Below are 26,606 nucleotides of genomic sequence, written 5' to 3'. Positions count from 1 at the left end.
GGAAGAGGTACTGCTATGTGGTTTGATTTGTGTCTAGGCTTGTTATTCAGTCTTTTAATAGCAGGAGCTGCATACGGCAAAAGGTCGTTGTCAGGCTCTGGAGCTGCTGCGGCCGTAGTTGTCGGTACAGTGCTGTATACCTGGGGAGGACTGCCATGGTATGGTACCTTGCTGGTGTTTTTTCTAACCTCAACACTATTGACCAAGTGGCGGCATAGACAAAAAGCTTCTGTCGAAAGCGGTTATGCCAAATCGGGTCGGAGGGATGCAGGACAGGTACTGGCAAATGGGGGGCTAGGTATGCTGTTTTGCATTGGACATAGCTTATGGCCGCATCCATTGTGGTGGGCAGCCTATCTAGGTGTAATGGCTACTGTGAATGCAGATACATGGGCTACAGAAATCGGCGGATCAAGCCGTCAAATCCCACGTTCTATAGTAAATGGACGCAAGGTCCCGGCAGGAACATCGGGTGGTATTACAGTACTGGGGCTTGTGGCTTCCCTTGCAGGGGGATTGGTTATTGGGATCTTCGCATGGTTCTTTATTCAATGGAGTACGAATGCTGCTGAGACTGGCTCTATCACCTATGCATCAAGCGGCATTGGACAGCTGCTTCTGCTTGGCGTAGTCGGAGGACTAGTGGGCTCTTTGGCTGATTCATGGCTAGGCGCCGTATGGCAGGTCATGTACCGTTGTGCGGATTGCGGCAAGGAAATAGAAAAGAACCGCCATTGCAATTCGCAAGCGGTTCGTGTACGAGGTGCTTCATTCATGACGAATGATGCTGTCAATATGATCAGTTCATTGTTCGGGGGAGCAGTTTGTGTAGGCCTGTATGCTACAGTGCTTTAGCGACCTACTGATAGTACTACCATTACTATGAAAAAGAGCCCTTCACCAATGATTTGCTTCATGTGGTGAAGGGCTCTGCTTCCCTATATTCCTCTAATTGGGCAGTTGGAGATTATTAGGGCAGCTTGATGGCCTTTACATCTTGTAAAGTGGCTGAATCCGTCGCTTTCAAAATTTGCTGCGAAGTCGTATACAGTATATCTCCGATGTATAAGATTCGTTGAATACTCCGCTCGTTAAGGCCTGCATATTGTCCTGCTTTCAAATAATCCTCGTCAGTCAAATGAGTAATCTTACCTTGGAGCTTGAAGCCGCTTGCCAAATCCAACTTATACACATAGGCCCCCTGGAAAGTAAATTGTCCGTATTGGGATGCCGAGTTCACATTAGTCGGGCTGTTTGATTTATTAGTTTCCCTTATGGTTACTGGGAATGCAAGCAGGTTTTTCTCCTTAGAAAACAGCAACGCTTTATGATTATTCAGAAGCTCGGATTCTGTACCCCGGTCACCTATCTTTTCACTGTATAGTTCCTGAGGGTTGGCAACATCGCTTACATCGAACATGGCCATTTTCATGCCTTGGTAGTATGCAATCGTATTCGGATTTTCTCCATTACCATAGTTGGTTGAAACCTCAACAGCATCCTTGCCAAATCCAATCAGATGATTCTCATCATAGGGGTGAAGGTAGTTACTGTAACCGGGAATTTTCAGTTTCCCTAATATTTTGGGCTCTTGAGGTTCTTTCAGATCGATTACGAATAAAGGATCAACAGTGCGGAACGTAACCATGTAAGCTCTATTTCCAGCATAGCGTACAGAGTAAATTTGCTCGCCCGGTGCTATATCTTCGATTTTGCCTGTAATATTCATAGATTCATTAAGCACATACATATTATTCTTGGAGGCAAATTTATCGTTCATTCCAGCAAAGCCGGTTGTTGTGGCAATTCGGAAATATCCGTTATACTCATCCATTGAGAATTGGTTGAGCGTCCGTCCGGGAACCTTCCCGCGGCCTACGTAGCGTACTTTACCTTGATCCATCCCGAACTTGTAGATGACACTGCTGGTCTCAGTTGGACCGATACGAATTTTTTTCATTTCAGTGTTAGATTCTTGCGATTCCGTAGCGGTGGTGTATTCTTCGGTAGTGACATACAGCTGTGTTTGTGAAGCATACACTTGATTGCCGGAGCCAAGATAGCTCGTTACATCCATTTTCTGTTCAGACTGCTCGAGATTCAAGCCAGCTACCATTAAATAATTGGGCTGTACGGATTTCGGGAAATATCGAATATCCTCATAGCCGATTTTCACAAAAGCATCGTTTCCTGCTGCTGAGTCACGATAAGACGGTAATGCACTCGCTGCTGCGCTAGTTTGCTGCTCCTGTGTAAGTTCTTTTTGAAGAAGCGGATAAACATTAAATCCTTTATTCGCGACCAGGTAGAGAGAGGCGCCTACTTTACGTGAAGAGACATAATTGCCTTCTAATTCGACTTCGCGTACTTTTTTTAGATGGGTTCGGTCTCCCAGCTCGTAGACGATAGCCTTTGTTGTATTCGTAAATACGCGGGAAGGTCGAACAATCATCTTTTGCACAGCAGTCGAGCTGCTGGATGCTTCAACCGCAGGAGAAGCAGGGCTTGCACTATCCTGAGCTGGATAAACTCTGTCGTTGTAAGGATAAGAGGTTCCTCCGATTACGACCATGTATTTATCATCAATGTAAAGTTCGTTCGCATGAAAGTTTTGGTCATCAAAAACTACTGTTTGAACTACTTTCATTTGATCAGCTGGATAGGCTGCGGCAATAATAACACGGTTTTTGTTCATTTGATAAATATAGGTTCCGTCTGTTTTGATAATATCGGATTCATCCACACCTTCGACCTGTACATTTGTACTGGAATAGGCTGCTTTTGCTTCAGATTTAGCTGCAGACGCTGCTGAAGGAGCAGGGGAGGCAGAAGCAGGGCTGCTTGCTGTGCTGTCCGTTGTTGCATTTACCGATAGCTTTTCTTTAATCAGTGGCTGTACCATAACCCTAGCTGTAGGATCATCCGAGTAAACTGGGAACGCATTGCTGCCATATTCCTTTAGCAGTTCCTTCATATTGTCTAATGAGCCGACAGTAGGCAGGCTTTTATCTGCATCGTGGATGGCTACTGTCTGGTTCAGCGCATCCCAATATACGTTAAAATCAAATGATTCACTGAAGAATCGAAGGGGTACGAATAATTTGCCAGCTTGCATCAGTGGTGCAGCATCGAGATTGACCTGCTGTTCTCCACGGAAAGCTTGTACGTTGTTTGTGGTTAGCTTGATGCTCCGGTCACCTTTTACAGCTGTGGCAGATTGAGCATTATCTTCCCAATTTACTTGAACATTTAATGCTTCCGATAAGTCTCTAAGCGGTACCATTAATGTGCTGCCTATCAGAAGTGGCATAGAACTGAAAGAAACAGGTTGGCCGTTCAAGCTTAGTCCGATTTCTGTACGATTGTCCATTGCAGCAGAAGGTAGGGAAACACCGGAAGTGAAAAGGGTAAGAGCGAGAAGACATGCTAAGGGTAGCAGTACTTTTTTCATAACAATCCCTCCAACAATTTTGTTCTTTTTTTCCAATCATTTCTTCTAACGAAGATAGTTGCAGATTTGTTACAGCTCAACTTGCTAAAATAAAGAAAAACACAAAATAAGCCGCTTCTTTTGGAAGATGGCGGCTTGTGGCATGCCTATTAGTTTGCGTTTTGATAAAGCATGGCCCTGTTGCGACCTTCATGTTTAGCTTGATATAACGCTTTATCGGCACGTATGAACAGCTCCGAAGGATTCATCTCAACACAAGGAATCACACTTGCAACACCTAGACTAATTGTGATATATAGGGTGGGCTCCGAACGAATGTGAGGGATTTGTAAGGACTCAATATGCGCACGCATCTGGTTAGCTACAATGTTCGCCCCTTGAAGATCTGTTGCAGGAAGAATGATAACGAATTCTTCTCCACCATATCGGGCGATAAAATCATTCGGACGTTTCACACTCTTTTTTAATGAATTAGCTACACGCTTCAAACATAAATCACCTTCAAGATGGCCATAGGTGTCGTTATAACGCTTGAAATAGTCAATATCAAGAAGAATGATTGATAGAGGTGTGGATAATCGGAGGCCGTGCCTCCATTCTTTATGGAAGCATTCATCGAAGCCTCGACGGTTTGCAACACCTGTTAAAGCGTCGATGGTCGATATTTTTTGGAGCATTTCGTTGGATACCATTAATTCAAGCTCGGCTTGCTTACGAGTGGTAATATCTCGGGAAACAGCAACAATTTCCTTACTATGCCTCTTAGAATCAGAGATACTCCGAGCTGTTGTTTCGAACCAGATGTAAATACCATCTTTTCTGCGAATTCGATATGAGGATAATTGTTGATTTAAGTAGACTGCATTCTTTTGCTCCCAGTTCACGAAAATATCATATTCATCCGGATGAACTAGCTCTAATATATTACGGCCTATCAACTCATCAGGCTTGTATCCAAGCAGAGCCGTTGATGCGGGAGAAGCATACAGAAAGGTGCCGTCTGCACCATGCCTTGAAATAAGGTCTGTTGAATTATTTGCAATCATTCGGTACATTCTTTCGCTTTCACGCAAGGAGTCTTCATTCCGTTTACGTACTGTAATATCCCGGAAATAGACGGTAATAGACTCAGGCTCGGGATAGGTGTGAAGCTCAAACCATTTGTTAAAGCTTGGTGAGAAAAATTCAAATGAATCAGCAAGCTGAGTGGTCATAGAAGACAGGAACTTTTCGTAGAGCGGTGTGTGGACAGCTTCTGGAAACTGTGACCAAAATGTGCTGCCGATTAGTTCATTATTACTTTTTTGCAGTAGTTGTTGTGCGGCCGAATTGATACCCGTGAAAAGGCCAGAAGCATCCAAAACAACTAACCCCACAGCAGTACCATCCAAGGAACCAGCTGATTGTGATAAAGGTTCTTGGATATGTCGATCCATCGACGAGGCCAATTCTTGGATTTGGATCAAAACACAGTCTTGATTAGAATCAGGTGAATTTAGCGGAAAGGCGCTTACTCGGATAGGCAAAGCCCCTTTTTCCTGGTGCAGCAGCCGTATTTCAAGCTGCTTTAATGTAGGCTCTCTCCATAAGAGATACCGGATAAAGAAGGCAAAGAGCAATTCATCGTCAGGGTGCGTAATAGAGCTTATATGTTTCTCAATCAAGGAGGAATCCGAGTAAGCGAGGATATTGCTGAATGCTGGATTCACCTTGAGAAAGCGTCCGTCTTTTGATATAACTGCCATGCCAGTAATCGACCACTGAAAAGCGGCGAGTCCAATACGAAGTTCTTCTTGATTTGGATCAGGCATGTAAAAATTCCTTCCCGTTCAATGATATGTTTTTGAACATTATTAACTACATTGTAAATAATGTTTACCAACAGTTCAATGAATAAATAGGAAAAAAGTGGCTCTTTTTTATGTGAATTAATCCAAAGGCTGTTTGGTTTCAGGTTCTGCTCTAGCAGGCACCGGTTGTTCGGTGAGGATTACAGGTGTAACAGTTGCCGCGGGTGCTTGCTGTAATTCAGCTAGTTGCTTCTCAAGCTGCTTGATCGTCTTTTTTAATTTAAATTGACGTGTCACACCGCTGAGTCCTACGATGAGTCCGCCGAGCAAAGTTGAGCCAAGTATAATTAAAATAAGCGGAAGCTCTGTTTCTGTAAAAATTAGATGCACCTTTACAGGTGCTACATTAAACACTGCAAAAATAGCTGTAATCAAAGCAAAAACTAAAATAAGAATAAAGGTCCATTGTGCTTTCAATAGAATACGCGCCTCCTGAGAACATGATAAAAAGGAACAAGGCTGCCAACATCTCCCGCAGGCAGCCTTGCTGTGATTAATTATTTAGCCAATTTTTCCATTTGCTCCAGTAGGTCTTTGAAGACATCCATGGCTTGCTTGATTGGCTCTGGAGACGACATGTCGACACCAGCACGTTTCAAGATGTTAATGGAATAGTCACTGCCGCCACTTTTAAGGAAGCCAAGATAACGATCGACTGCAGGCTGGCCTTCTTCAAGAATTTGCTTGGAGAAGCTGGTAGCAGCCGAGAAGCCAGTAGCATATTTATACACATAGAAGCTATTGTAGAAATGGGGGATTCGAGCCCACTCCATTTCGATATCTTTATCCACAACCATGTCCTTGCCATAGTACTGCAGGTTAAGGTCGTAATAGATTTTACTTAGCTCCTGAGGCGTAAGCGAATCACCTTGCTCGGCTCTTTCATGTGTTATTTTTTCGAATTCAGCAAACATGGTTTGTCTGAATACCGTTGTACGGAATTGATCCATGTAGTAGGTGAGCAGGTACATTTTTTCTTTTGGATCGGTTGATTTCTTCAACATATAATCCATCAGCAGCGCTTCGTTCAATGTAGAAGCTACTTCTGCGAGGAAGATTGTGTACTGGGCGAAGCGATAAGCTTGGGTCTCATCAGATAAGTAGGAATGAATTGCATGCCCCATCTCGTGAGTTAATGTAAACATGCTGTTCAAGTTGTCCTTATGATTGAGCAGAACATACGGATGAGTTCCATATGCACCCCAGCTATAGGCTCCATTTCGTTTACCTTCGTTTTCATACACATCAATCCAACGGTTATTGAAGCCTTCCTGCAAAATGTTCAAATAATCTTGCCCAAGCGGTTTCAAGCTTTCTTTTACCGTTTCTTTAGCTTGCTCGTAGGTAATATCCATTTTGTACTCATCCACCAGTGGAGCAAACAGGTCGTACATATGCAGCTCATCTACCTTCAGCAGCTTTTTACGCAGCTCCATGTAACGATGCATTAATGGGAGAGACTCATGGATAGTATCAATGAGATTCGTATAAACTTCCTTCTTAATATTATCTCCATACAGTGACATTTCAAGAGCGGAAGGATATTTGCGGACCTTTGCATAAAAAATGTTTTTGGTGATATTGGCCGCTAATGTAGCACCAATTGTATTTTTGTTTTTGCCGTAGGTTGCGTACATTGCTTGAAAGGCCTCTTTACGAACTTCCCTGTTGCGGCTTTCCAAAAATTGAATGTAGCGCCCTTGCGTTAGCTCGACTTCCTCACCTTTTTCATTTTTTACCTTAGGAAACTTCAAATCAGCATTATTCAACATGCTAAAGATAGTGCTAGGGGCTTGTGATAAGTTCCCTACTTGAGCCAGCAGCGCTTCCTCTGCTTTAGAGAGTATATGCTGCTTTTCACGGATCATCTCTTCCAGGGTTCTCTTGTAAAATTGAAGCTCCGGATGGTTCAGCAGCTTGGTCAGCTCATCATCCGACAAGCTTAGTATTTCGGGAGAGATGAAGGATAAGGCCTCGCCGCTTTCAACACTGAGCTTCTTAGCTTTGTCGGATAAGGCCTGGTATGTAGGTTCCGCCGTATCTTCATGGTGTTTCATATTGGCGTAAACATAGAGTCGTTCCATATGTAAGGAGATGGAGTCTTCCAGCTCGAAGCATTGCTTAATGGCTGTGGGATTATGAAGCTTCCCCTGAAATGCTGCCACTTTCTGCAAAGCTTCCTTGACCTCTTGGTACTCTTTGTCCCATGCCTTCTGGTCTGCGAATAAATCCTCCAGTTTCCAGCTATGCTCAACTGGAACATCGTTGCGCTTAAGTACTTGATTCATCGGAGCCCTCCTCGTTATTTTGGATGGTTTGCTATGTCCTTCTGCTGCTATTGGGGTGGAAAGCACAGTTCCTGTTAACAGCATACCAGTCATAATCAATGGAAAAAAACGCATCTAAGCTCACGCTCCCTGCTATTTTTTTCCTAGTATGACCGGATGGTAGCTTTATTATAAGGAAATTACCGATCGAAGTAAATTCACAGGTGCGCGACCGCGGTTTAAAGGTAAATTTCCTTGCTGATGTACGGAGGCATTTCTGGAAGTTGAGCTCACATCATAAAGAGAATCTTTTATCGAAGTAAAACAGGGATGTGCGATCGCGGTTTAGATGTAGATTCTCTTGCTGATGCACGTAGCCATTTCTGGAAGTAACGCTCGCATCACTTCCCCTGCTTAATGCAGTGAGAAGAAGCTATAGACGATCAACGAAAAAGAGAAGGTGACCATCACCAATGCTATTATAGCAAGAGGGCGCTTTACAGTGCTCGGAAGAGAGTCTTTTTTTAAAATTAGAATCAGTGCAAAACAAAAAGATACAATTATCAATGTTAATATAGATGCTGAATTACTCATGTAGGATTCACCTCATCTGGCGGGGGTATGGACTCTGTACTTATTTATTACAGGCAGTTCTCTCTAATGATTCGCTGCATAGAGTCATAATTCCTTTCCCTTGCAGGCTTGGATTGAGTTTTCTCTTTATTCCAGTATACGGAGAGCAGAAGGGATGCATTCGTTGTTCAATCGGTATTATATAAAAAAGCTTCACGATTGCAGCTCCCGACTTCGGTCACTTAGCGTAACCGAGTGGGGGGGCATCGTGAAGCTTTATCCTTAAGAGATTAACCGGTCTGCTTTACAAGTACTAATCGGCCATCAGCATCTTGACTTGCTTTAAAGCTGTCATCCGGTTGTATGTTAGCTTCTTCCATAAGTTCTTGAGAGAAGGTTAAATGACCGCTCGAATCGAGAGTAACAAAGGAACTACTTTTCTTTTTCCAAATACCGGCTAACAATACGCCAGCAGTTACAATGGCTACTAAGGTCCATTTAAGTACCGGATTGGAAGCAAACCACGTTGCAACGAGTGGATCTCCGACCAGCATCTTGCCAGCCGTGAAAGCAAGAACACCTGAGCCAATATAAATAATCCATGGAAACTTCTCCATCCAACGAATGAATAAGGTACTGCCCCATACCATAATGGGTACACTGATCAGAAGACCCAAGAGGACCAAGATGAAGCTGCCATCATGAGAGCCTGCTGCTCCTGCTACAGCAACTACGTTATCAAAACCCATTACAGTGTCTGCGATAATAATAGTTTGAATCGCGGGCCAAAGCGCATTTTTGGCTTGAATATTATGGTCTTTCTTATCAACCAGTAATTTGTATGCAATCCAGACTAATACGACGCCGCCTACCAAAAGAAGTGCCGGAAGCTTAAGCAGCCACACAACGGCTAAAGTTGCTATTACACGAATACCTATTGCGCCAACAGTCCCCCAAATAATAGCTTTCTTCTGAATTTCCTTCGGCAAATTTCTCGCTGCTAACCCGATTACAATGGCGTTGTCCCCTGCAAGTACCAAGTCGATGAGAATAATGCTTAAAAGTGCCGTAAAAAATGTTGCATCCAACCATTCCATACCCGATCAGCTCCTTAGTCTTGTAGTTTAAGTACATAAAAAATGACCTCTACCAATTAACTGGTAAAGGTCATTTAACAGAAAAAGACCTTTACCGAATAGGCAAAGGTCTTGCTAACAACGATTCGTTGCCAATAAAGCCGGGGCTTTTAAACCCGAACTGACGACTTTACTGTGACAGCTACTCCCCTTTGGAGGACATCTTATGTAATTAACTACATTATATGAGGTGGACAAGCACAAAGTCAAGTATCTGGGGAAATTACACTTCTTTAAAGGCCTTCATAATGGCTTCCCGTTCCTCCGGGGTACCGTTGAAGCCTTCCTTGGAGAACCTCGACTCAGCCCAATGCATCATTTCAGGACGGCTAATAAACGTATGGCATTCTTCGCCCCATTGGTCGCTAATTTCCCGTAAAATCAAGGTTTTTCCGTGAACCTCGACAGTAAGCATGTTCCATTTGTCTATTTTGTAAATTAAGTGCTTTTTGATCATCGTTAAGCTCCATTTCATTAGAAAGATATCGGCTGAATCATACCGCAAACCTAAAGGAAAATCAAGTGTGATAGGCTTTTCATTGTTATAAGCCTGTTTTTTCGTGTGTGCAAGTGAAAAAAAGGATTGTAAACATCTGGGTGCCATGTTAAAATTTCTCCTAAGCTTAGCGAAGGCTAGCTTATGGCAAGTTGCCATAGATGAGTTGAGATGAGAATAGGAGAGATGAGTATGAGTAAAAGATATGAGCAGGTAGGCGTAGCAATGACCTGTAGATCGTTTGCCGAGTATGAAAGAATGTTCGCATTAGGACAACTGACCGCGTTAGATGGCCCCATATTGGATGTTGCTTCAGGAGCATCGTCATTTACAGCTGAAGCTTGTGCAAGAGGGATTGACGCGAAATCGGCAGATCCACTCTATTCCATGAATGCAAACGAGATCATGAGTCATGGGGAACAGGAGATTGTAATCTCAACCCAGAAGCTTACCGCTATCAGAGAAACATTTGACTGGAGCTATTACGGCGATTTAGATCGTCATCGTGCTTTACGTGAACAGTCATTGGACCGTTTTATTCAGGATTATCGGCAGTACAAAGACGAGGGGCGTTACGTACCCGCCTTGTTGCCTAAGCTGCCATTTAAAGACGGCACGTTTAAGCTAGTGCTGTGCAGCCACTTTTTGTTCCTGTATCACGAGCAGTTTGATTACGAGTTTCACCTTCAAGCCATACAAGAATTGCTTCGTGTTTGCCGTCCTGGGGGACAAGTGCGAATCTATCCATTAAAGTCACTGCAATGGGACTATTATCCCCACTTGGAGCTATTGCTATCAACGCTAGAAAAAGAGCAAATAAAATCCAAAATACTTGCATCCGAATTGCCGTTTATTCCTGGTTCAACAGAGCTGTTAAGCCTTATAAAATAAGAGAAAAAGAGCCGTTCTTGATAATTTTTGAATGTTGATTTATAATAATTGAGATGCTATAATTAACCTATTCGCCCTTAGATGGCGATACTTCTAGGAGGTTGTTTTCATTGAAAGGTACAGTTAAATGGTTTAACGCAGAAAAAGGTTACGGTTTCATTTCAGTTGATGGCGGCGACGATGTATTCGTTCACTTCTCCGCAATTCAAGGCGACGGCTTCAAAACTCTTGAAGAAGGCCAATCCGTTGAGTTCGAAATTACTCAAGGAAATCGTGGTCCTCAAGCAGCTAACGTCATTAAGTTATAAGATCCTAAAACTTTCGTGGGGTTGCCCATTGAAAAGTTTTCTTATATATTAGTGCCATAGCAACCAAAAATAAAAGTAGTTTGCGAAAGTTTCGGCTTTCGTGAACTGCTTTTTCTTGTTTTCTTTGACCTGCACCCTATGGGAATGGTAAAATATAAGGTGACACTTATCAATAGGGAGCGTTTTAATATGAAGTTTAAATTATTTAAGGACCGTAAAGGAAAAGCAGACCAAGCTAAGAATAATCAATTTGTTAAGCTCGGACGTGAAATTTTCGTGGCTGCTCGTAAAGGTGGACCTAACCCTGATTCGAACTTTGCCTTGAAAGTAGCGATTGAAAGTGCTCGTCGCATACATATGCCTAAGGATAATATCGAACGCGCAATCAAGAAGGCAACCGGTGATGGAGATAATGTAGAGTATGAAGAAATTTTATATGAAGGTTACGGGCCAGGTGGTGTAGCTATCATGGTGAAGTGCCTTACGGATAACAGGAATAGAACAGCTGCTGATGTTCGTGCAGTATTCAATAAAAGAGGCGGCAACATGGGGGAATCCGGTTGTGTTTCTTACATGTTTGATGAAAAGGGAATATTGACTATCGACCGTGAAGAGCATTCATTAGACGAAGATGAGCTGATGATGCAAGCACTCGAAGCGGGAGCTGAGGATGTTAGAACAGAAGAGCAAAGCTATGAGATTATCACACATCCTCATGAGTTTGAGAAAGTGAAGACGGAGCTTGAGAAGCAGGGGCTTGAGTTCGTGGAAGCTTCGGTTAGCTGGACTCCACAGAATACGATCAGAGTAGAAGGCGAGAATGCTGAGAAACTGATCAAAATGATGGATTCGTTCGATGATTTGGACGATGTTCAAGATGTTTATTCTAATTATGATATTGAAGAAGAAGAGATGGCACGCATCGGATAGCCTACAATTCTTTGATGTCTACACCAATTGGAAAGCCCCGGACCTTTGATTAAAAAGGCCCGGGGCTTTTATTCGATCTATTAATCGACAATCCTGAGGATTTCCTCGACTTCTTTCCGCGCCAGCTTCCCTGGCTGCTCCGAAGGGTGTCCTAAGGAAATAACCATATTAATCTGGCATTCCTCAGGAATATTGAGGTATGCTCTTAACTGATCGGCTGCTAAGAGAACAGGGCCGGTCATTGGGCATGTGGCAAGTCCCTTGGCATGGGCGGCTAACATCAAATTCTGAGCAGCTAAGCAGCTGCTTTTGATCCCTTCTTCATCCCAAACAGAAGGATTTACGAGTTGTACAGGATCGAAGATTTTGTCTCTAAATTTCGATGTATATGGAGTCGCGAGACAGACGATCAACACAGGAGCATCTGCAAAAGCAGTAGCATAGGGACCAAATGATTTAACCAGCATCCGCGCCTCACGATTTAACCCGCGTTCTTCCGCTTCTGCAGCTTTTTTGTGTAATTGGTCCCAAGTCATTTGCTCGATCTCTTTTATTTTCTCCCGGTTGACTACAGCGATAAACTGCCATGTTTGTGAATTCGTATCGCTTGGTGCATAACGGGCACAGTCTATAAGTTCTTTTATATCCTCGATGGTTACGTCCTCTTCGGTGAACCGACGAATACTTCTTCGTTCTAACACAATCTTTTTGAAATCATCGAATTGCACGGCAAATACATCCTTTCAAGCTTACATGGAAATAGTTTATGACTTGGTACTAATAGTGACAGTTAATTATATCCGGTTTTAGAAGGAATAACAACGGGAAGAGGGCATTATTGTAAGATGACTATGTCTCCTTCCTTCAACCCGCTTACAATTTCTGTTTTCTCCGGTGTTTCTAATCCGATCTTGATATCACGGCGTAAGGGTGCTTGTCCGGCTTCCGAAACCATGACATAGTATTGATCCTTATCACGCTGTACAGCAAGTGTTGAGACTACCAGCGTGTCCGGCTTCTTATCGGTCTGAATAGTAGCAGTCAAGCTGAGACCTGCAATAAGCTGCTCATTCGGCGGAAGTGAGATGACGACTTCAAATTCTGCAGCAGAAGTATTATTATCCGTGGTGCTTTTGGCGAACTTGGAAAGCTTCTCAACCTTGCCCTGTAGAGTTGTGTTCTTAAGGGCATCCACTTTAACGTCTACCGACATTCCAGTTTTAATACGAAATAGATCAAATTCACCGACATATCCAATCAACTGCAGCCTGGTGAGATCAACAATTTTACCTACCCGTTCATTTTCTTTGAAAGATTGGGGCTCTTTGGTGTCATTGAACAAAAAGATACCGGTCTCGGGTGAAGTGAAGCTGGCACTTTGACGTTTTTCCAGCTTTTGCGCCAATTGGGTTTCCATATGTTGAGAGCTCAGTTTATTGATTTCAGCCTGCATTTGGGTCGTTTTATTTTTAGCATAACGTTGTTTAGCTTCTGTTTCTGATAATCCGCCATTAAGGATGTTCTCTGTGGAGCTGTTATCCTCTTGAAACTTAGCAATTTGAATTTCCATATCTGCTTTTTTTTGATTAGCTTGGAGTTGAGCAATTTCATCACGAAGTGTAGTATCGTCTAGTTGGAACAACAAGTCGCCTTGGTTAACTTGAGCGCCTTCACTGACCTTCCATAACTTGACGTCTGCACTAAAAGGGGCATTAATATAAGTTTCTTTCTGGTAGGAGGACTTGCCCTTTAGCTCGACCGTACTGGATAAATCCTCTCGCGTTACCTTGAAGGTAATGGCGGATGCGTTCAGTGCTCCCGCTTGCTGAGGCGATTTTGGGGAATGACTTAGTAAAAATAAAGCGGCGGTTATACCTGCTACGACGATCACCGCAATTCCGATCAGCCATGTTTTCTTTTTCATAATAGTAATATTCTCCTAATCCCGTTTGATGGCAGTTAATGCGTCGGTGCGTGAAGCTTTTACGGCTGGATAGATACCTGAAAGAACACCAGTCATTACAGCAAAAAATAATCCAACCGGTAATATCCACGGGCTAATAAACAATATCTCAGCCTCTGAGCCCGGCCGCTGCGGAGTGAATTGAATGACCGCAATATTGATTCCCCAAATAACCCAATACGAAAGTAAAATACCACATCCGCCGCCCAGCAATCCAAGCAGAGCTGATTCTGTCATAAACATGTTGCGGATTTGGTTTAAATTAGCGCCCAACACTTTCATGATGCCTATTTGCCTTCTTCTTTGATAAGTTGACATGGTCATGGCGACTATGATGGAGATAGAAGCGACAAAAAGGATAAACAGACCGATCCCTCCAAAAATGAGGCGGAGTATGACCAGCTGGCCCTGCATTTGCTCCTCACGGTGAATGTTGGTTTCTGTTGATAGCTTGAGCTTTTTAATGAGGTCGTCGACTTCCTTAACATGAATGCTTTGCTCGACTTTAATTTTCACCTCATTGTACTCGGAGGTCTTTTTTTTCTGGGATTCTCCATTATTGGATTTATCCCCGCTGCTGCTGGTATACATATTTGCGATTGTTTCCTGCAGCCTTTTCCCCAATCCAGGTGAAACGAAAGCGGTTTTCATATTCATTATGGCATCATCAGGAATGCCCTCAGGTTTTTTTAGAATGCCAATTACCCGTAAAGGAATAGCTGTAGCAGAGACGGGTGCTCCGTTTGGACGGTAGATTTGCGGTATTAACATAATTTGCTTCTGATAAACAGGGTAGGCGAGGTACATCTGTTGCTTCCAACTGTCTGAAACCTGCCTATCCTCGGACATGTTTTGAATTTGCAAGGAGCGTGTTCGCGACAATTGCTGATCCAACAGTCCCATGGTAGCTCCATAGCTCAATATTATTGTGTTCTCTTGATCGCTTGCACTGCCTTGCTGGAGCTCGTAGCCAAAAGCTTCCAATGTATGTAATTCGGTTGCGTATATGTTGTTAATTCGCCCTTTTTTACTATCAATATCGAACTCGAAAGAATTTAGCGTTTGATAAGTAGCTATTGCTTTGACATGGGGAAAGCTGCGCATAATTTCGATTTTTGCTTTAGTCAATTCGTAGGGCTTGGCTGCATTAGGATCGGATGGATTTGCATCATTAGCGTATCCGTTTCGTACGGTTATTTCGTCCGATTTCATGAAATAACTCATCTGCTCGCGGCTGTAATGATTGATGGATTCTCCGAAGGAGAGAGCTACAATAATGGAAGCTGATCCAATGGCTATCCCCATTGTGCATAAAGCAGTGACGACCATCCGGCGTCTTAGCTGATCCCAACCAAGCCGTAAATAATCGAAGCCTTTCATTCGGGCTCACCTGCCCATGAGGCATCCTCAACTAAGAATCCGTCTCGAAGCTGTATCACACGGCGTGTGCGTTTCGCTACCTCCAGCTCATGAGTAACAATGACAAAGGTGATGGATAGTGTACTATTTAGCTCAATAATTAGATCGATGATTTCCTTTTCTGTTTTCGTATCCAGGTTGCCTGTAGGCTCATCAGCGAATACAATCGCTGGTTCGGTTATCAGCGAACGAGCAATACTAACCCGCTGCTGTTGACCTCCAGAAAGCTGGGATGGGAACAGCTCGCTTTTTTCCCCAATGCCGACTTTGGCAAGCAGGAAGAGCGCCTTTTCTTTGCGTAGCTTAGCTTTAATACCCTGAAATACGAGGGGGAGCTCTACATTTTCCCTTACGGTCAAGTGGGGGATTAATTCATAAGCTTGAAAAATAAAACCGATCTGAGTCCGGCGAAATTCAGCCAGTTGGTTCTCAGTCATTTTCTCGATAGGGTGGCCGTTAATAAGGATACTTCCCTTGCTGGGCTTCATCAGCCCGGCCATTAGATTCAGCAGTGTTGATTTACCAGAGCCCGAGCTTCCGAGCAGGGCGATAATTTCCCCTTTTTCAACGGTAAAATGAATGTTGTGAAGCACCGGAGTTTCTTCTCCGCCATTGACGAACCAATGTGACAGTCTTTCTACTGCAAGCACATAACCCCTCCGTTACAATTGTAAACCTACCTCAGTAAGACGTTCGTTGCTGTCAAAATGTTGCAAATAATGTCGAAGCCGCCACCCTATATAGGATGGCGGCTTCATGTACGGATTTCAAGCAAGAAACGGATGTTCTTACTCTTCGAACTCACGCTGTAGTAAATGCAGAAGGAGGAAGCTAATCATACCAACGAATGCAAGAATAGCACCGACGCCATACATAACATGAGGTCCGGCTAGATTAAAGATCCATCCTCCGAGAACACCGCTTAATAGTCCCGCCATTCCCGACCAGGTAACAGCATATATGGCTTGCCCAGTTGCTCGATATTCGTCAGGGACGATACGTTGGATATAACGGATAACCGTGAACATGAAGATGCCGAATGAGATACTATGAAGAGCTTGAACCGCGATAACCAGCAATGGATTGTCGATTAGACTCATTAGAATAAACCGAATCACATATACCGTGCTGCACACAACAAGGAGGGGAAGCTCTTTAAAACGATGTCCATATTTGCTTAATAAAATAAATGCGGGGATCTCGCTCGAAGCTGAAACGAGCCAAGCCCATCCAACAAGGGATGGATCCGCTCCTAGCTGATGAAGAAACAAGCCTAAGAAACCGTCGTTAAACCGGTGAGCAATAGATACAATCATCACAGACAGCAGAAACCATAGGAATCGTTTGGAGCCGATGATTTTGGCAAGTACACGAAATTCCGGTTTATTAAAGGAGGTGCTCCGAACATCGGTTAGAAACAAAGAAAGGATTAAGGAGATACTGATAGTACCAAGACATAGCAGCAACGTATAGTTGGGCCCGTTCTCTTTAAGCCACATACCGAAAACGAGCGATGCTACTGCAAACCCGATGGATCCCCACAGACGGAAAGAAGCATAGCTTTTCTTAGTACCTCTAATGGTCAGCAGGGTCAGGCTATCTGTTAATGAGCTGGTAGGAGATTGGAAAAAGAAGAATACGGCCATTAGCATCATTAAAATTCCGAAATGAAAGCTCTGGGATACGAAGAAGGCCATAATCAATTGACATGCTAAAATGCCGATAAGTATTTTTTTTACAGTATGAAATTTATCGCTCATAAATCCCCAGAATAGATTGGAGAAGATGCTGATCATCGGTCCGATGGAGTATAAGAGCCCAATTTGAACCGCAGAAAATCCTTTGGATTGGAAATATAAAGGGAAATAAGAGGTAATGACGGCCATTGTACTGTAAAAAGAAAAGCTGAATCCCCGCAGCACTTTATAGTTAGCTGTATTCTGCTGTATAGCGCTGTTCAAATCCATCACTCGTTTCTAAGATTTAAGTGTAGAGCGGAACCCCGCTTTGCCGGTCGATTTACCGATAGCACGAAGAACATACCATACAACGGCGGCCTCTGCAGCTACACCGAATGATTGCGCAAGCGCGCCGATCATTCCATTCCATCCTGGACTTAGTAGGATACATACGGTCAAGGTTATTAAGGTTATCGCTACGTTAGCCGCTTGTGACCAGACCATAAGCTTTGTTTCTCCGCGCAGCAAAACTAGACCGTTACCAAAATCAAGCCAAGGGAAAACAAGTGTCATGATTGTAAATACTCTTAAGGTGTCTAAGCTAGCATGCATCAACCGTTCATTCACACCCATTACGTTCTGCATAAACCAAGGTCCTAGCGGGGTGTAGGATAGAATAGCAATTAATAATCCCGGTATAAAAGCAAGAATTAATGTGAAGCGAATAACTGAAGCTGAATCCTTGCGGTAAAAGTTTAGCACGATTTGATGGATATAAGAGAAAAAGCTAATGACAAGCTGTGTAAGGCTGGCTGCAATTGTGAAGGATGCAACCGCCAATTGAAAGTCCATCGTTTTTCCAAGGAATGCATTAATGGAAGGTCCGATGATAACAGCGATAATGGATGAATAAAGCAGCGGTTTGTAAAAATGAAAAATTTGCCGCGGATGTTCAATAGGATGATCCGGCTTCTTCTCTGGAATTTTTTTCAGCAGAGATCTTCCTTCCCAGACACTGACAGCTGCCTCAACCATCATGCCGACCAGGAATATAATAGCTCCGACCTGAGCGCTGTTAACTTGATTGGTTTGTATATAGTAAACTGAAAGTGAATACATCGCAGTCAATCGGAAAAACATTCCTATAGTTAACCATTTAGTCCGCATATTAAAGATAATGATACCTTGGTACATGCAGCGCAGCACTGAGAATATACTGACAAACATAAGCACCTGATACACTTGAATCATCGGCTTAACGAGCTCTTCGCTTGCTCCGAAGAAATACAAAAAGACCCACTTCCCAAGTGGAGTGTAGCAAATCAAGGATCCTAAAATCAAGACACAAGCCAGTACGTACCAACTGATAATTGACATAGCTCTAAATGAAACACGGTCACGTACTAAAGCGGAACATGTTTGTCTCATAAGGAGGGCGGGCTTTTCGGTTAAGCCTAATATACTCATAGGCAAAGCATAGCTGGCGATGATGATTTCGGGACTGGCCGATCGAGCTAGTGTGCTGTTGATAATAACGTGAGAGATTGTGATCAGGCTTGACGAGATGCCTAATGGAATAAAAAAGGTTAACAGCTGCTTAAAGGTGACTTTCTGTTCATGGTTGCTGCTCATAGTTACAGGACTCCTACTGGATAAATATTGAATCAATTGCTCTAGTATACCATAGATTTGGGGCATTCAAAGTGTAAATTGATACATCCTACTAGCAGTAGCTTGGGGTTCGTGGTACATTTATTGAATAAAAAATGTGAGTGTAACTTGGAAAGGTGGAGATTTCGATGTCCTGGAATTTCATCATAGATGATCGTCTTGGTATTCCGCTTCCTCATTTTGAGAAGGAATGGGAAGAATATACCGAGGAGGAACGCTCTATAATTTTACTTCATTGGGAGGAAATTCGCGGTACGATTCCCGATCATGTTAAGCGTTTGGAGCGTATCATTATTGCGAAGCAAAACCAATTGAATATAGAGGATAATTTCAAATATTCTTGCCAATTGAATTCTGAAATTGCCGATCTGGCGGGAACTATTAATGAATTGCATCTCTGGTTTAGGGTAAATCAGGATGTCACAGCCTCGGCAGCTCACCATTAATACAGGTTTTCTGAATGGGCTGAATGTATCTTTAGTAAAGGGACTTCTATAGAAGCTTTACTTATATTATAATAGACGCTATGAGTTTTATTGGCAGATTCCAATGAAGAAGGTGAATGCAAGATGGAATGGACGGTAGCGGTGCAAAAGCTGTGGGATAAGTTGTCAGAACACCGACCTTCACTTTATCCTGCTGAAGAATGGGATGATTTGCTTGATATCAGGATCGCTAAGCTGCCCATGCAGGGCATGGATTCCCAACAAACGGTCTATGCCTCGTCTGTTAAGGCTGGTTTGCATCTGTTGAATGAAAGCTTGGACAAATCCCATGAGCTGTCGCAGGAAATACACAACCCGACGGGAAGTTATTGGCATGGGATCATGCACCGGATGGAAGGGGATTACAGTAACGCGAAGTATTGGTTTCGACAGGTTGGAGCGCATACCGCGTTTGCAGCCGTGCTTGAACAAGCCAAGTATTTGTACCATCAATTTGAAGCGGACTCCATTCAAAGTGCTACTCTAAAGGGGCAGCTGGCTAAGTTAATGGCAGGCTCGGAATGGGACCCCTACTTATTCATTGACGTTGTTCAGCAACAGGTTAATGTTGCCCAAGAGGAGCAAGCGGAAGGCCTGCTCTTGGAAATTCAATGGATCGAAATGAAGCAATTGCTGCAGTATTCAATGGAGCAGACCGGAGGGAAGCGGATTGAGCTTTGAAGCCCGCCGCATAGCTCTTGTCCCACGAAATCCATTACAATTGATGCTGCGTGTGTACCGCTATATTCTACCGGAGGTACGCGATCAGCTGCTATATTGGCGGCGTAAGGCAGATGAGATTCCTGACCCTGAGCTGCAGAAGCAGGCAATTGCAAGTATGACCAGCAAGCAGTTTCATTGTCAGGGTGGTGCGGTATACGCTGTTGCCAGATTGCAGATGCGCCATGTGATGATCCCTCTAATTGTAGCTTTTCAAACGATTAGCGATTATTTGGATAACCTTTGCGATCGAAGTACATCGATGGATCCCGAGGATTTTCGGATGCTTCACCAATCCATGCTGGATGCGGTAGACCCTGCTGGGCCTATCCATGATTATTATTCGTATCGTATTGAAAAAGAGGATGGCGGTTACCTCGATGAGCTGGTAAAGACGTGTCAAGCTAGCCTTAGGCTGCTGCCTTCCTATTCTCTTGTAGCAGGTCATGTACAAGAACTGGTTGGGTTATATTGTGACCTTCAGGTGTACAAGCATATTAGACAGGAGCTTAGGGAGGATGCGCTTTTAGACTGGTGGAAAATGTATGAATCTCGATATCCACAAATAGGCTGGAATGAATTTGCAGCGGCTACGGGCTCTACATTAGGCGTTTTTATGTTGTTTATGGCCGCTTCTGATTCGCAGCTGAAGCCGGAAACCGTAGAAACGATTCGAGACGCATATTTTCCATATATAGGATCGCTGCACATATTGCTGGATTATTTAATTGATCAAGAGGAAGATGAGCTTGGCGGCGATTTGAATTTTTGCAGCTACTATGATGGGATGGATCAAACAGTTGAGCGCATAGCTGTTATTGTAATCGAGGCGAGAACAAGAGCAGCTCGGTTGGAGCATCAGTACTTTCACAGAATGATTATTGAAGGATTGCTCGCACTTTATTTGTCAGATCCGAAGGTAAGCAAACAGAGACAGGTGAAGCAAATATCACGTCTGCTAATGAAGGGGAGCCCGCTTATGCGGTTGTTTTTCTTTTTCAACAGCATATTAATTCGTAAAGCCTTTTAGGCTATTTAGTTCAAAATTCGGATAATGTTTATGATCCAGTTTCATTAAAGAGAAACTCTGTAGGAGGAAACCATACATGACAGTCAAAAAAATAGCCGTTCTAACGAGCGGCGGAGATTCGCAAGGAATGAACGCGGCGGTACGTGCCGTAGTGCGCAGTGGGTTATTTCATGGTTTGGAAGTATTTGCGGTACAACGGGGTTATGCTGGATTGATTAATGACGATATCCGGCCTATGGATTTGCGCAGCGTGGGAGATATCATTCAAAGAGGCGGCACTATTTTACAGACGGCGCGATGTAAGGAATTTATGACGCCAGAAGGGCAGCAGATCGCTGCAGACAACCTTCGAAAAAGAGGAATCGATGGGCTGGTTGTCATCGGAGGGGACGGATCCTACCAGGGAGCCAATAAGCTAAACAAGCTGGGGATTAAAACGATGGGACTTCCGGGTACTATCGATAATGACATTCCTTTTACAGATTTCACAATTGGATTTGATACGGCTGTTAGTATCGTAGTGGATGCAATCAACAAACTGCGGGATACAATGAGCTCCCATGAGCGTTCCTCCATAGTTGAAGTTATGGGTCGTCATTGCGGTGAGATCGCTCTGTATGCGGGGTTGGCGAGCGGTGCAGAAACGATTCTCGTGCCAGAGGTTCCCTTCGATTTAACTGAGGTATCACAACGGATGGTAGACAACTTTAATCTTGGAAAGCGTCACAGTATTATTTTGGTTGCAGAGGGTGTATGCAAGGGCGAGGATATTGCGACTGAGATTACGAAAAACACAGGTATTGAACCTCGTGTAACGGTACTGGGCCATATTCAACGCGGTGGCACTCCGACCCATAATGATCGTATATTGGCAAGCAGCTTGGGTGACTTCGCCGTGCGTAAATTGATCGAGGGAGAGTCCGGTAAAGGATGCGGTATTATCAAGGGTGAGTTAGTGCTAACCGACATCGACAAGGTTGTAAACACCAAGAGAGGTTTCAATATGGAATTGTACGAATTAGCTAAAAGGCTGTCCCAGTAATTTAATCGATAGGCTTCTTAATAAAGAAACATGCGCCAGCTTGTGTGAACAAGAGGCAGCATGTTTTTTTGAACATTGTATTTTATTTGCATAGCAGCGAAACGGCCATTAGCCTTGAAGAAGTTGAACAGAAATTAACTAGCGATCTAATCTCAAAGCATTCAATATTTCAGATGTCGGACGGTTCCCTTTTTTGGCGTAGATGACAGTTCCATTAACACCGATGACAATGACACAGCGCTGCTGTCCCAACAATATGATTTTACCTACATCGTACAATTGCCGAATTCGTTCGTGGCTGTCAGATAGGAGTGGGAAGTCATACTGAAATTTCTGCGAAAATTGCCTGTGTTCCTCAAGAGTAGCCGGGTTAATCCCCAATACGAGTGCATTGAATTCGGCATATTGAGAGGCTGAATCACGAGCTGCACACAGCTGCTTGGTACAAATGGGTGTTCCGTCCTTCGGATAAAAGATCAGCACAATGGGCTGCTTTCCTAAATATTGCTGCAGCTTAATACTGCCTTGGGTGCTATCCGCTTCAAATGATGGTGCTTTTTGTCCAATAGACAGCATGGAACACATCTCCTTCAGTTATCTCTTTCTGTCCATTGTATCGAAAAAGGGAAATTACATGCAAATAAGTCTACGTTCTGAAAAGAGATGAAAAAGAATCGATTACAAGCAATTGGCGCATTTATGTTTATTGTAAGGAGCATTTGGTACCGTTGACTCATAAAACATTATATACTATTATGTATGTAAAGTGAGTCGTGAGGGGCGATAATAATGGCACAAATTACAATCATTGCCGGAAGCAACCGTGAGGGCTCAACTAGTACCCAATTATGCAGACACCTTAAGAATGAACTAGAAAACATGGGGTGTAGTGTCACTCTGTTACCTTTATATGAGTTTCCTATGCCATTCTACAGGCCACGAGTTGCTTCAGACGATGCCAATGTCAGACTGTTTATTAAGAGTTTACGGGAAGCTGACGGTATTATATTAGCAACGCCTGATTATCATGGAGCACCTAGTGGTATTTTGAAAAATGCACTCGATTATGCCGGTTTCGATGAATTCGATGGCAAGGTGGTGTTGTCCGTCAGTTCGGCAGGAGGCGCTGTGGGTGTCAGCTCGCTGCAGCAGCTGCAAACGATAGTTCGCAATGTTCATGGTGTTAATTGCCCTGAATGGATTTCTATCGGCGGAGAGCAAAGGAGCTTTACATCCGAGGGAGTACCTGCTCATGATAAAACCAGAGAACGCGTTGCCCGTACATTAAATTATTTCGTCTCTATGGTGAAAACCTTCCGGAAATTAGTATGATTTGTAATGGTTTGGAGTGAATCCTTAATGTCCGTTTTAAAAAATGATTGGGCCGAACTATTAGCACAGGAGTTTGAACAGCCTTATTATGTTGAGCTCTGGAATTTTATAACAGAAGAGTATGAAAAGCAAATCATATATCCTAGTAGGCATGATATTTTTAATGCGCTGCATCTAACCTCCTACTCCGATGTCAAAGTCGTCATATTGGGGCAGGATCCTTATCATGGAGCGGGGCAAGCACATGGCTTGAGTTTTTCTGTTAAGCCAGGGGTACCCACTCCGCCTTCGCTGCAAAATATGTACAAGGAGCTGCGCGATGATCTGGGCTGCACAATTCCGAACCATGGATATTTGGCGGGTTGGGCCGAGCAAGGCGTCTTGCTGTTGAACACAGTGCTGACTGTAAGAGAAGCTACTCCCAATTCCCATAAAGGGAAGGGCTGGGAGCGGTTTACCAATAGTGTTATTGAAGCCTTAAATGAGCGGGAACAACCGATTGTGTTTATCTTATGGGGAAGCCATGCCCAGCAAAAGGCACAGCTCATTACAAACAAGCGGCATCCTATTATTCATTCAGTACATCCTAGCCCATTATCAGCTTATCGTGGATTTTTTGGCAGCAAGCCATTTTCTCAAGCAAATGCTTCTCTGCGTAGCTTGGGTACAACAGAAATAAACTGGCAACTACCGAACTTATAGAGGTTGGTTACATAGACCCCTTTTTTTGAAATCACGATGTTTCCCAGCATAAAAAAAAGACCCCGCAAATTTGGCGAATTCAATCGCCTTTTCTGCGGGTTTTTTTTTTAGATTCAGCTCTTATCGTAATCAACATTAGGTGTGTACGTATTGACGGCATTCCATAGAAGAAACTCATCCACACCGTTATCCTTCAAAGCGCGAATCTGTTCTTCGACTTCGTGCTTACCGTATTTGACATAGCCCTGCACCCAGGAAGCTGTGAAGTCTTGGATCCATGGACGTATAATAGGCTTCAGATCACCCGTAGGCTCCAGCTTTTTATGTGTATCCTTCGAGGCTCCGTTGATGGTGACATAAGGTGCAGCGTCTGGCACTTTGGCACCGAACCAACCTGTGCTGTAATGGCTTGGATAGATCATCGGGCAGATGACATCAACATTCTGAGAAATTTTCACGAAATCCTGTCCAATTCCCTCTGCAGCAGGCACAGAAGCGGCGTAGCCAAAAATATCAACTGAAACTCTTACGCCAAGCGGCGTGAGCTGTTCTCTTGCATACTTTACGAATTCGGCAACAGCATCGATTCTTGAACGGTCGTCTTTATCATATTTTAACGTATCGGCACGCTTCTCGAAACCTTCAGGGAATCGTACATAGTCAAATTGAATTTCTTTGAAGCCGGCTTTGGCCGCTTCCTTTGCAACCGCAATATTGTAATCCCAAACCTCTTTCATGTAGGGGTTCACAAAGCTGTCTTTACCATTATTCCACAAGGTGCCATCTGAATTGACAAAAGATAACTCAGGCCGTTTTTTCGCTAGTATCGTATCTTTGAAAACAACAATACGGGCAATGGGATAGACTTGATGCTCCTGCAGTGTGGTCATGAATTTGGGCATGTCGGAAATGATTTTTTGTGTTGTCTCCATGGCTTCCAGCTCCGGGTTGCCAGTGGGGTAGGTAATGTATCCCCAATCGTCTTTGATATCAACGACAACAGAGTTCAATTCCGTGTCATCCAACAGTTTTAATAAGGTGTTCATTCGAGCGCCTCCGGCACTGTGGGCCGTAACATAAACTCCTTTTACTTTGGGAGCATCCTTTTGTGGGTCTTTCTTATTAATAGGTATTAATCTGTCGTTAGGGTTGGCCGCCAGACCAGGTGCAGCTTGTTGGACAATTGCGTTTTTGGAATCAAGTGATGCTTGAACAAGCTGTTCGAAGCTCACATCGGGATGTTCCGTTCCTACCTGACCCATAACCATCAACAGCGAGGCTAGTAAAAGTTCCATATGCGTCTATCTCTCCTTGCCAGAATGATATTCTCCATTATAATAGAGAAGTTGATAGGTTGATAGAGAAGTTTGACGCATTTTGTTGGATTTTCGGTTAAAGTGACATTTTATAATCAAAAGGACAGGTGTTATGAAAAAGCAAATATGGACGCTGCGCGGCTTAAATCTTTCATACTATGCGACTACAGCAGCTCTTATGCCATTCCTTCCCATCTATTTCGGGCATAAAGGCTATTCATCCTCCCAAATCGGCTTATTAATGATGTTCGGACCGTTTGTGGCGATATTTGCTCAACCGTTATGGGGATATTTAGGGGATCGTTATAACACACTTAAGCTCATTATTTTTTCGCTTTGGGTGATGACAATTGCTTCCAGTGTAGGTATCTTTCACACCGATGGCTACGGCTGGGCGTTTATTTTTATGATGCTGCTCTATTTCTTCATGCTCTCCTCAGTACCGCTACTGGACAGTATTACAGTTAAAGCTACGCTGCAGGCCGGGAGGTCTTATGGGTCGGTACGTCTGTGGGGATCGCTTGGTTTTACATTTATAGCGGTAATTGCAGGAGTAGTACTTGATGCGTTGGGAGGAATTCAACATATTCCTGTACTGTATTGGTCGATCTGGGTACTGCCTCTAGTTCTGTTGATATTTTTGAAGGATGAGAAGGGCAGTGGGCAGCGAATTACAGCTTCTGCTGTTTTAAACATAATAAAGAATAAGCAATTTCTATGGTTTCTAGTATTAGTATTTATTCTCATAGTTCCACATCGAATGAATGACGGCTTGCTGGTGCTTCATTTAAAAGATCTGGGAGCAAGCGATTCGATGGCCGGCTGGGCATGGGCGCTTGCAGCAGTGAGTGAGGTTCCTACCTTTGCTTTGCTTAGCCGCTATATGCATCGTTTCCATGAGCTTGCATTGTTGGGCGTTGTTGCCATTTTGTATACCATAAGGTGGATTTTGTACGCTGTAATTACGGATCCGACTGTATTGACTCTTATGCAAGTTTCGCATTCCGTGACTTTCGCTGTATTCTGGATTGTATCTGTACAATATGCGGTGCGTTTAGTTCCTGAAGAGATGCGTTCCACGGGGTTGGCTCTGCTGTCCGCTGTATTCTTGGGATTGGCTGGATTAACGGGCGGCTTAGTAGGGGGCTTTATTAAGGATCTATGGGGCGGGTCAGCGATGTATATATTTGCTGCAGTAATGACGGCCATCGCGGCTGTGTTGCTTTTGGGGACTCATGCCTATGGGCAAAAATTAAGGAAACCGTTTGGCCTATAAAAGGGCTAAGCGGTTTTTTCGCAATATAGTGCAATATTTATACAGAATTTGCGTAGACGGAATGTAAGA

At 43.6% G+C, this 26,606-nt stretch carries 25 protein-coding genes; 11 read left to right on the top strand and 14 right to left on the bottom strand.

Annotated elements, in window-relative coordinates; all coding sequences use genetic code 11:
• Positions 1-15: 15 nt before the first annotated feature.
• Positions 16-855 (top strand): DUF92 domain-containing protein, encoded by an 840-nt coding sequence (locus GC093_RS33135; protein ID WP_171656227.1) that lies wholly within the window; start codon positions 16-18, stop codon positions 853-855.
• 115 nt (positions 856-970) lie between these two features.
• Here the strand turns inward: GC093_RS33135 and GC093_RS33130 are convergent, their stop codons facing one another.
• From GC093_RS33130 to GC093_RS33105, 6 genes are all read right to left on the bottom strand, one after another.
• A complete protein-coding gene (locus GC093_RS33130; protein WP_171656226.1) occupies positions 971-3,451 on the bottom strand; it encodes a beta-propeller domain-containing protein in 2,481 nt (826 codons plus the stop codon).
• Positions 3,452-3,600: 149 nt separating this feature from the next.
• Positions 3,601-5,262 carry a sensor domain-containing diguanylate cyclase gene (locus GC093_RS33125; protein ID WP_171656225.1) on the bottom strand — a complete coding sequence of 554 codons (1,662 nt, stop codon included), beginning with the start codon at positions 5,260-5,262 and terminating at the stop codon, positions 3,601-3,603.
• A gap of 117 nt (positions 5,263-5,379) precedes the next feature.
• Positions 5,380-5,718, bottom strand: a complete 339-nt coding sequence (locus tag GC093_RS33120) for a LapA family protein (protein WP_171656224.1) — start codon at positions 5,716-5,718, stop codon at positions 5,380-5,382.
• Between the two features lie 80 nt (positions 5,719-5,798).
• On the bottom strand, positions 5,799-7,589 hold the full coding sequence (pepF, locus tag GC093_RS33115) for an oligoendopeptidase F (protein WP_171656223.1): 1,791 nt from the start codon (positions 7,587-7,589) through the stop codon (positions 5,799-5,801).
• An 842-nt stretch (positions 7,590-8,431) separates the two neighbouring features.
• Positions 8,432-9,238, bottom strand: a complete 807-nt coding sequence (locus GC093_RS33110; RefSeq protein WP_171656222.1) for a TerC family protein — start codon at positions 9,236-9,238, stop codon at positions 8,432-8,434.
• 262 nt (positions 9,239-9,500) lie between these two features.
• On the bottom strand, positions 9,501-9,734 hold the full coding sequence (locus GC093_RS33105; protein ID WP_171656447.1) for a hypothetical protein: 234 nt from the start codon (positions 9,732-9,734) through the stop codon (positions 9,501-9,503).
• A gap of 231 nt (positions 9,735-9,965) precedes the next feature.
• Here GC093_RS33105 and GC093_RS33100 point away from each other — a divergent pair, with 231 nt between their 5' ends.
• From GC093_RS33100 to GC093_RS33090, 3 genes are all read left to right on the top strand, one after another.
• Positions 9,966-10,664, top strand: a complete 699-nt coding sequence (locus tag GC093_RS33100; RefSeq protein WP_171656221.1) for a class I SAM-dependent methyltransferase — start codon at positions 9,966-9,968, stop codon at positions 10,662-10,664.
• Between the two features lie 110 nt (positions 10,665-10,774).
• Positions 10,775-10,972: a cold shock domain-containing protein gene (locus GC093_RS33095; RefSeq protein WP_171656220.1), complete on the top strand. Its 198-nt coding sequence runs from the start codon at positions 10,775-10,777 to the stop codon at positions 10,970-10,972.
• A gap of 189 nt (positions 10,973-11,161) precedes the next feature.
• The gene (locus tag GC093_RS33090) at positions 11,162-11,902 is read left to right on the top strand and encodes a YebC/PmpR family DNA-binding transcriptional regulator (RefSeq protein WP_171656219.1); all 741 of its coding nucleotides are present in this window, start codon (positions 11,162-11,164) and stop codon (positions 11,900-11,902) included.
• 80 nt (positions 11,903-11,982) lie between these two features.
• On the opposite strand, the gene GC093_RS33085 is transcribed toward GC093_RS33090, so the two are convergent.
• The 6 genes from GC093_RS33085 to GC093_RS33060 form a co-directional block, all read right to left on the bottom strand.
• Positions 11,983-12,630, bottom strand: coding sequence for a nitroreductase family protein (locus GC093_RS33085; RefSeq protein WP_171656218.1), 648 nt, complete (start codon positions 12,628-12,630; stop codon positions 11,983-11,985).
• Positions 12,631-12,737: 107 nt separating this feature from the next.
• The gene (locus GC093_RS33080; RefSeq protein ID WP_171656217.1) at positions 12,738-13,826 is read right to left on the bottom strand and encodes an efflux RND transporter periplasmic adaptor subunit; all 1,089 of its coding nucleotides are present in this window, start codon (positions 13,824-13,826) and stop codon (positions 12,738-12,740) included.
• Positions 13,827-13,841: 15 nt separating this feature from the next.
• Positions 13,842-15,245 (bottom strand): ABC transporter permease, encoded by a 1,404-nt coding sequence (locus GC093_RS33075; protein WP_171656216.1) that lies wholly within the window; start codon positions 15,243-15,245, stop codon positions 13,842-13,844.
• Positions 15,242-15,934 (bottom strand): ABC transporter ATP-binding protein, encoded by a 693-nt coding sequence (locus GC093_RS33070; RefSeq protein ID WP_171656215.1) that lies wholly within the window; start codon positions 15,932-15,934, stop codon positions 15,242-15,244. The genes GC093_RS33075 and GC093_RS33070 overlap by 4 nt, the downstream gene beginning before the upstream one ends.
• Before the next feature lie 138 nt (positions 15,935-16,072).
• On the bottom strand, positions 16,073-17,251 hold the full coding sequence (locus tag GC093_RS33065) for an MFS transporter (protein ID WP_171656214.1): 1,179 nt from the start codon (positions 17,249-17,251) through the stop codon (positions 16,073-16,075).
• A gap of 9 nt (positions 17,252-17,260) precedes the next feature.
• Complete coding sequence (locus GC093_RS33060; RefSeq protein WP_171656213.1) at positions 17,261-18,595, bottom strand: multi antimicrobial extrusion protein MatE; 1,335 nt, start codon at positions 18,593-18,595, stop codon at positions 17,261-17,263.
• A 167-nt stretch (positions 18,596-18,762) separates the two neighbouring features.
• Here GC093_RS33060 and GC093_RS33055 point away from each other — a divergent pair, with 167 nt between their 5' ends.
• The 4 genes from GC093_RS33055 to pfkA all read left to right on the top strand — a co-directional run bounded on the left by GC093_RS33055 (position 18,763) and on the right by pfkA (position 21,911).
• Positions 18,763-19,080, top strand: a complete 318-nt coding sequence (locus tag GC093_RS33055; RefSeq protein WP_171656212.1) for a hypothetical protein — start codon at positions 18,763-18,765, stop codon at positions 19,078-19,080.
• A 123-nt stretch (positions 19,081-19,203) separates the two neighbouring features.
• Entirely contained in the window at positions 19,204-19,800 is a 597-nt protein-coding gene (locus GC093_RS33050; RefSeq protein ID WP_171656211.1) for a hypothetical protein, read from the top strand.
• A 43-nt stretch (positions 19,801-19,843) separates the two neighbouring features.
• Positions 19,844-20,869, top strand: coding sequence for a tetraprenyl-beta-curcumene synthase family protein (locus GC093_RS33045; protein WP_171656446.1), 1,026 nt, complete (start codon positions 19,844-19,846; stop codon positions 20,867-20,869).
• 76 nt (positions 20,870-20,945) lie between these two features.
• Positions 20,946-21,911 (top strand): 6-phosphofructokinase, encoded by a 966-nt coding sequence (pfkA, locus tag GC093_RS33040; protein WP_171656210.1) that lies wholly within the window; start codon positions 20,946-20,948, stop codon positions 21,909-21,911.
• Positions 21,912-22,049: 138 nt separating this feature from the next.
• On the opposite strand, the gene GC093_RS33035 is transcribed toward pfkA, so the two are convergent.
• Positions 22,050-22,487: a peroxiredoxin family protein gene (locus GC093_RS33035; RefSeq protein WP_171656209.1), complete on the bottom strand. Its 438-nt coding sequence runs from the start codon at positions 22,485-22,487 to the stop codon at positions 22,050-22,052.
• Positions 22,488-22,700: 213 nt separating this feature from the next.
• Between GC093_RS33035 and GC093_RS33030 the strand changes: the two genes are divergently transcribed.
• Together GC093_RS33030 and GC093_RS33025 are read left to right on the top strand one after the other, a co-directional pair.
• Positions 22,701-23,243, top strand: coding sequence for an NADPH-dependent FMN reductase (locus tag GC093_RS33030; RefSeq protein WP_171656208.1), 543 nt, complete (start codon positions 22,701-22,703; stop codon positions 23,241-23,243).
• 27 nt (positions 23,244-23,270) lie between these two features.
• Positions 23,271-23,945 carry a uracil-DNA glycosylase gene (locus GC093_RS33025; protein WP_171656207.1) on the top strand — a complete coding sequence of 225 codons (675 nt, stop codon included), beginning with the start codon at positions 23,271-23,273 and terminating at the stop codon, positions 23,943-23,945.
• 113 nt (positions 23,946-24,058) lie between these two features.
• On the opposite strand, the gene GC093_RS33020 is transcribed toward GC093_RS33025, so the two are convergent.
• Positions 24,059-25,240: a putative glycoside hydrolase gene (locus GC093_RS33020; RefSeq protein WP_171656206.1), complete on the bottom strand. Its 1,182-nt coding sequence runs from the start codon at positions 25,238-25,240 to the stop codon at positions 24,059-24,061.
• A gap of 133 nt (positions 25,241-25,373) precedes the next feature.
• Between GC093_RS33020 and GC093_RS33015 the strand changes: the two genes are divergently transcribed.
• Entirely contained in the window at positions 25,374-26,537 is a 1,164-nt protein-coding gene (locus tag GC093_RS33015; RefSeq protein WP_171656205.1) for an MFS transporter, read from the top strand.
• The last annotated feature ends 69 nt before the right edge of the window (positions 26,538-26,606 follow it).

This window comes from Paenibacillus foliorum (assembly GCF_013141765.1).
In the GTDB taxonomy this organism is placed as follows: Bacteria; Bacillota; Bacilli; order Paenibacillales; family NBRC-103111; genus Paenibacillus_S; species Paenibacillus_S foliorum.
This window is presented reverse-complemented; position numbering and strand designations above follow the sequence as displayed.

Excerpts from the sequence above, each read along its gene's own strand:
- GC093_RS33135 (WP_171656227.1), top strand. The coding sequence starts at position 16 with ATGTGGTTTGATTTGTGTCTAGGCTTGTTATTCAGTCTTTTAATAGCA.
- GC093_RS33130 (WP_171656226.1), bottom strand. The coding sequence starts at position 3,451 with ATGAAAAAAGTACTGCTACCCTTAGCATGTCTTCTCGCTCTTACCCTT.
- GC093_RS33125 (WP_171656225.1), bottom strand. The coding sequence starts at position 5,262 with ATGCCTGATCCAAATCAAGAAGAACTTCGTATTGGACTCGCCGCTTTT.
- pepF (WP_171656223.1), bottom strand. The coding sequence starts at position 7,589 with ATGAATCAAGTACTTAAGCGCAACGATGTTCCAGTTGAGCATAGCTGG.
- GC093_RS33110 (WP_171656222.1), bottom strand. The coding sequence starts at position 9,238 with ATGGAATGGTTGGATGCAACATTTTTTACGGCACTTTTAAGCATTATT.
- GC093_RS33105 (WP_171656447.1), bottom strand. The coding sequence starts at position 9,734 with ATGATCAAAAAGCACTTAATTTACAAAATAGACAAATGGAACATGCTT.
- GC093_RS33100 (WP_171656221.1), top strand. The coding sequence starts at position 9,966 with ATGAGTAAAAGATATGAGCAGGTAGGCGTAGCAATGACCTGTAGATCG.
- GC093_RS33090 (WP_171656219.1), top strand. The coding sequence starts at position 11,162 with ATGAAGTTTAAATTATTTAAGGACCGTAAAGGAAAAGCAGACCAAGCT.
- GC093_RS33080 (WP_171656217.1), bottom strand. The coding sequence starts at position 13,826 with ATGAAAAAGAAAACATGGCTGATCGGAATTGCGGTGATCGTCGTAGCA.
- GC093_RS33075 (WP_171656216.1), bottom strand. The coding sequence starts at position 15,245 with ATGAAAGGCTTCGATTATTTACGGCTTGGTTGGGATCAGCTAAGACGC.
- GC093_RS33065 (WP_171656214.1), bottom strand. The coding sequence starts at position 17,251 with ATGGATTTGAACAGCGCTATACAGCAGAATACAGCTAACTATAAAGTG.
- GC093_RS33060 (WP_171656213.1), bottom strand. The coding sequence starts at position 18,595 with ATGAGCAGCAACCATGAACAGAAAGTCACCTTTAAGCAGCTGTTAACC.
- GC093_RS33055 (WP_171656212.1), top strand. The coding sequence starts at position 18,763 with ATGTCCTGGAATTTCATCATAGATGATCGTCTTGGTATTCCGCTTCCT.
- GC093_RS33050 (WP_171656211.1), top strand. The coding sequence starts at position 19,204 with ATGGAATGGACGGTAGCGGTGCAAAAGCTGTGGGATAAGTTGTCAGAA.
- GC093_RS33045 (WP_171656446.1), top strand. The coding sequence starts at position 19,844 with ATGCTGCGTGTGTACCGCTATATTCTACCGGAGGTACGCGATCAGCTG.
- pfkA (WP_171656210.1), top strand. The coding sequence starts at position 20,946 with ATGACAGTCAAAAAAATAGCCGTTCTAACGAGCGGCGGAGATTCGCAA.
- GC093_RS33035 (WP_171656209.1), bottom strand. The coding sequence starts at position 22,487 with ATGCTGTCTATTGGACAAAAAGCACCATCATTTGAAGCGGATAGCACC.
- GC093_RS33030 (WP_171656208.1), top strand. The coding sequence starts at position 22,701 with ATGGCACAAATTACAATCATTGCCGGAAGCAACCGTGAGGGCTCAACT.
- GC093_RS33025 (WP_171656207.1), top strand. The coding sequence starts at position 23,271 with ATGTCCGTTTTAAAAAATGATTGGGCCGAACTATTAGCACAGGAGTTT.
- GC093_RS33020 (WP_171656206.1), bottom strand. The coding sequence starts at position 25,240 with ATGGAACTTTTACTAGCCTCGCTGTTGATGGTTATGGGTCAGGTAGGA.
- GC093_RS33015 (WP_171656205.1), top strand. The coding sequence starts at position 25,374 with ATGAAAAAGCAAATATGGACGCTGCGCGGCTTAAATCTTTCATACTAT.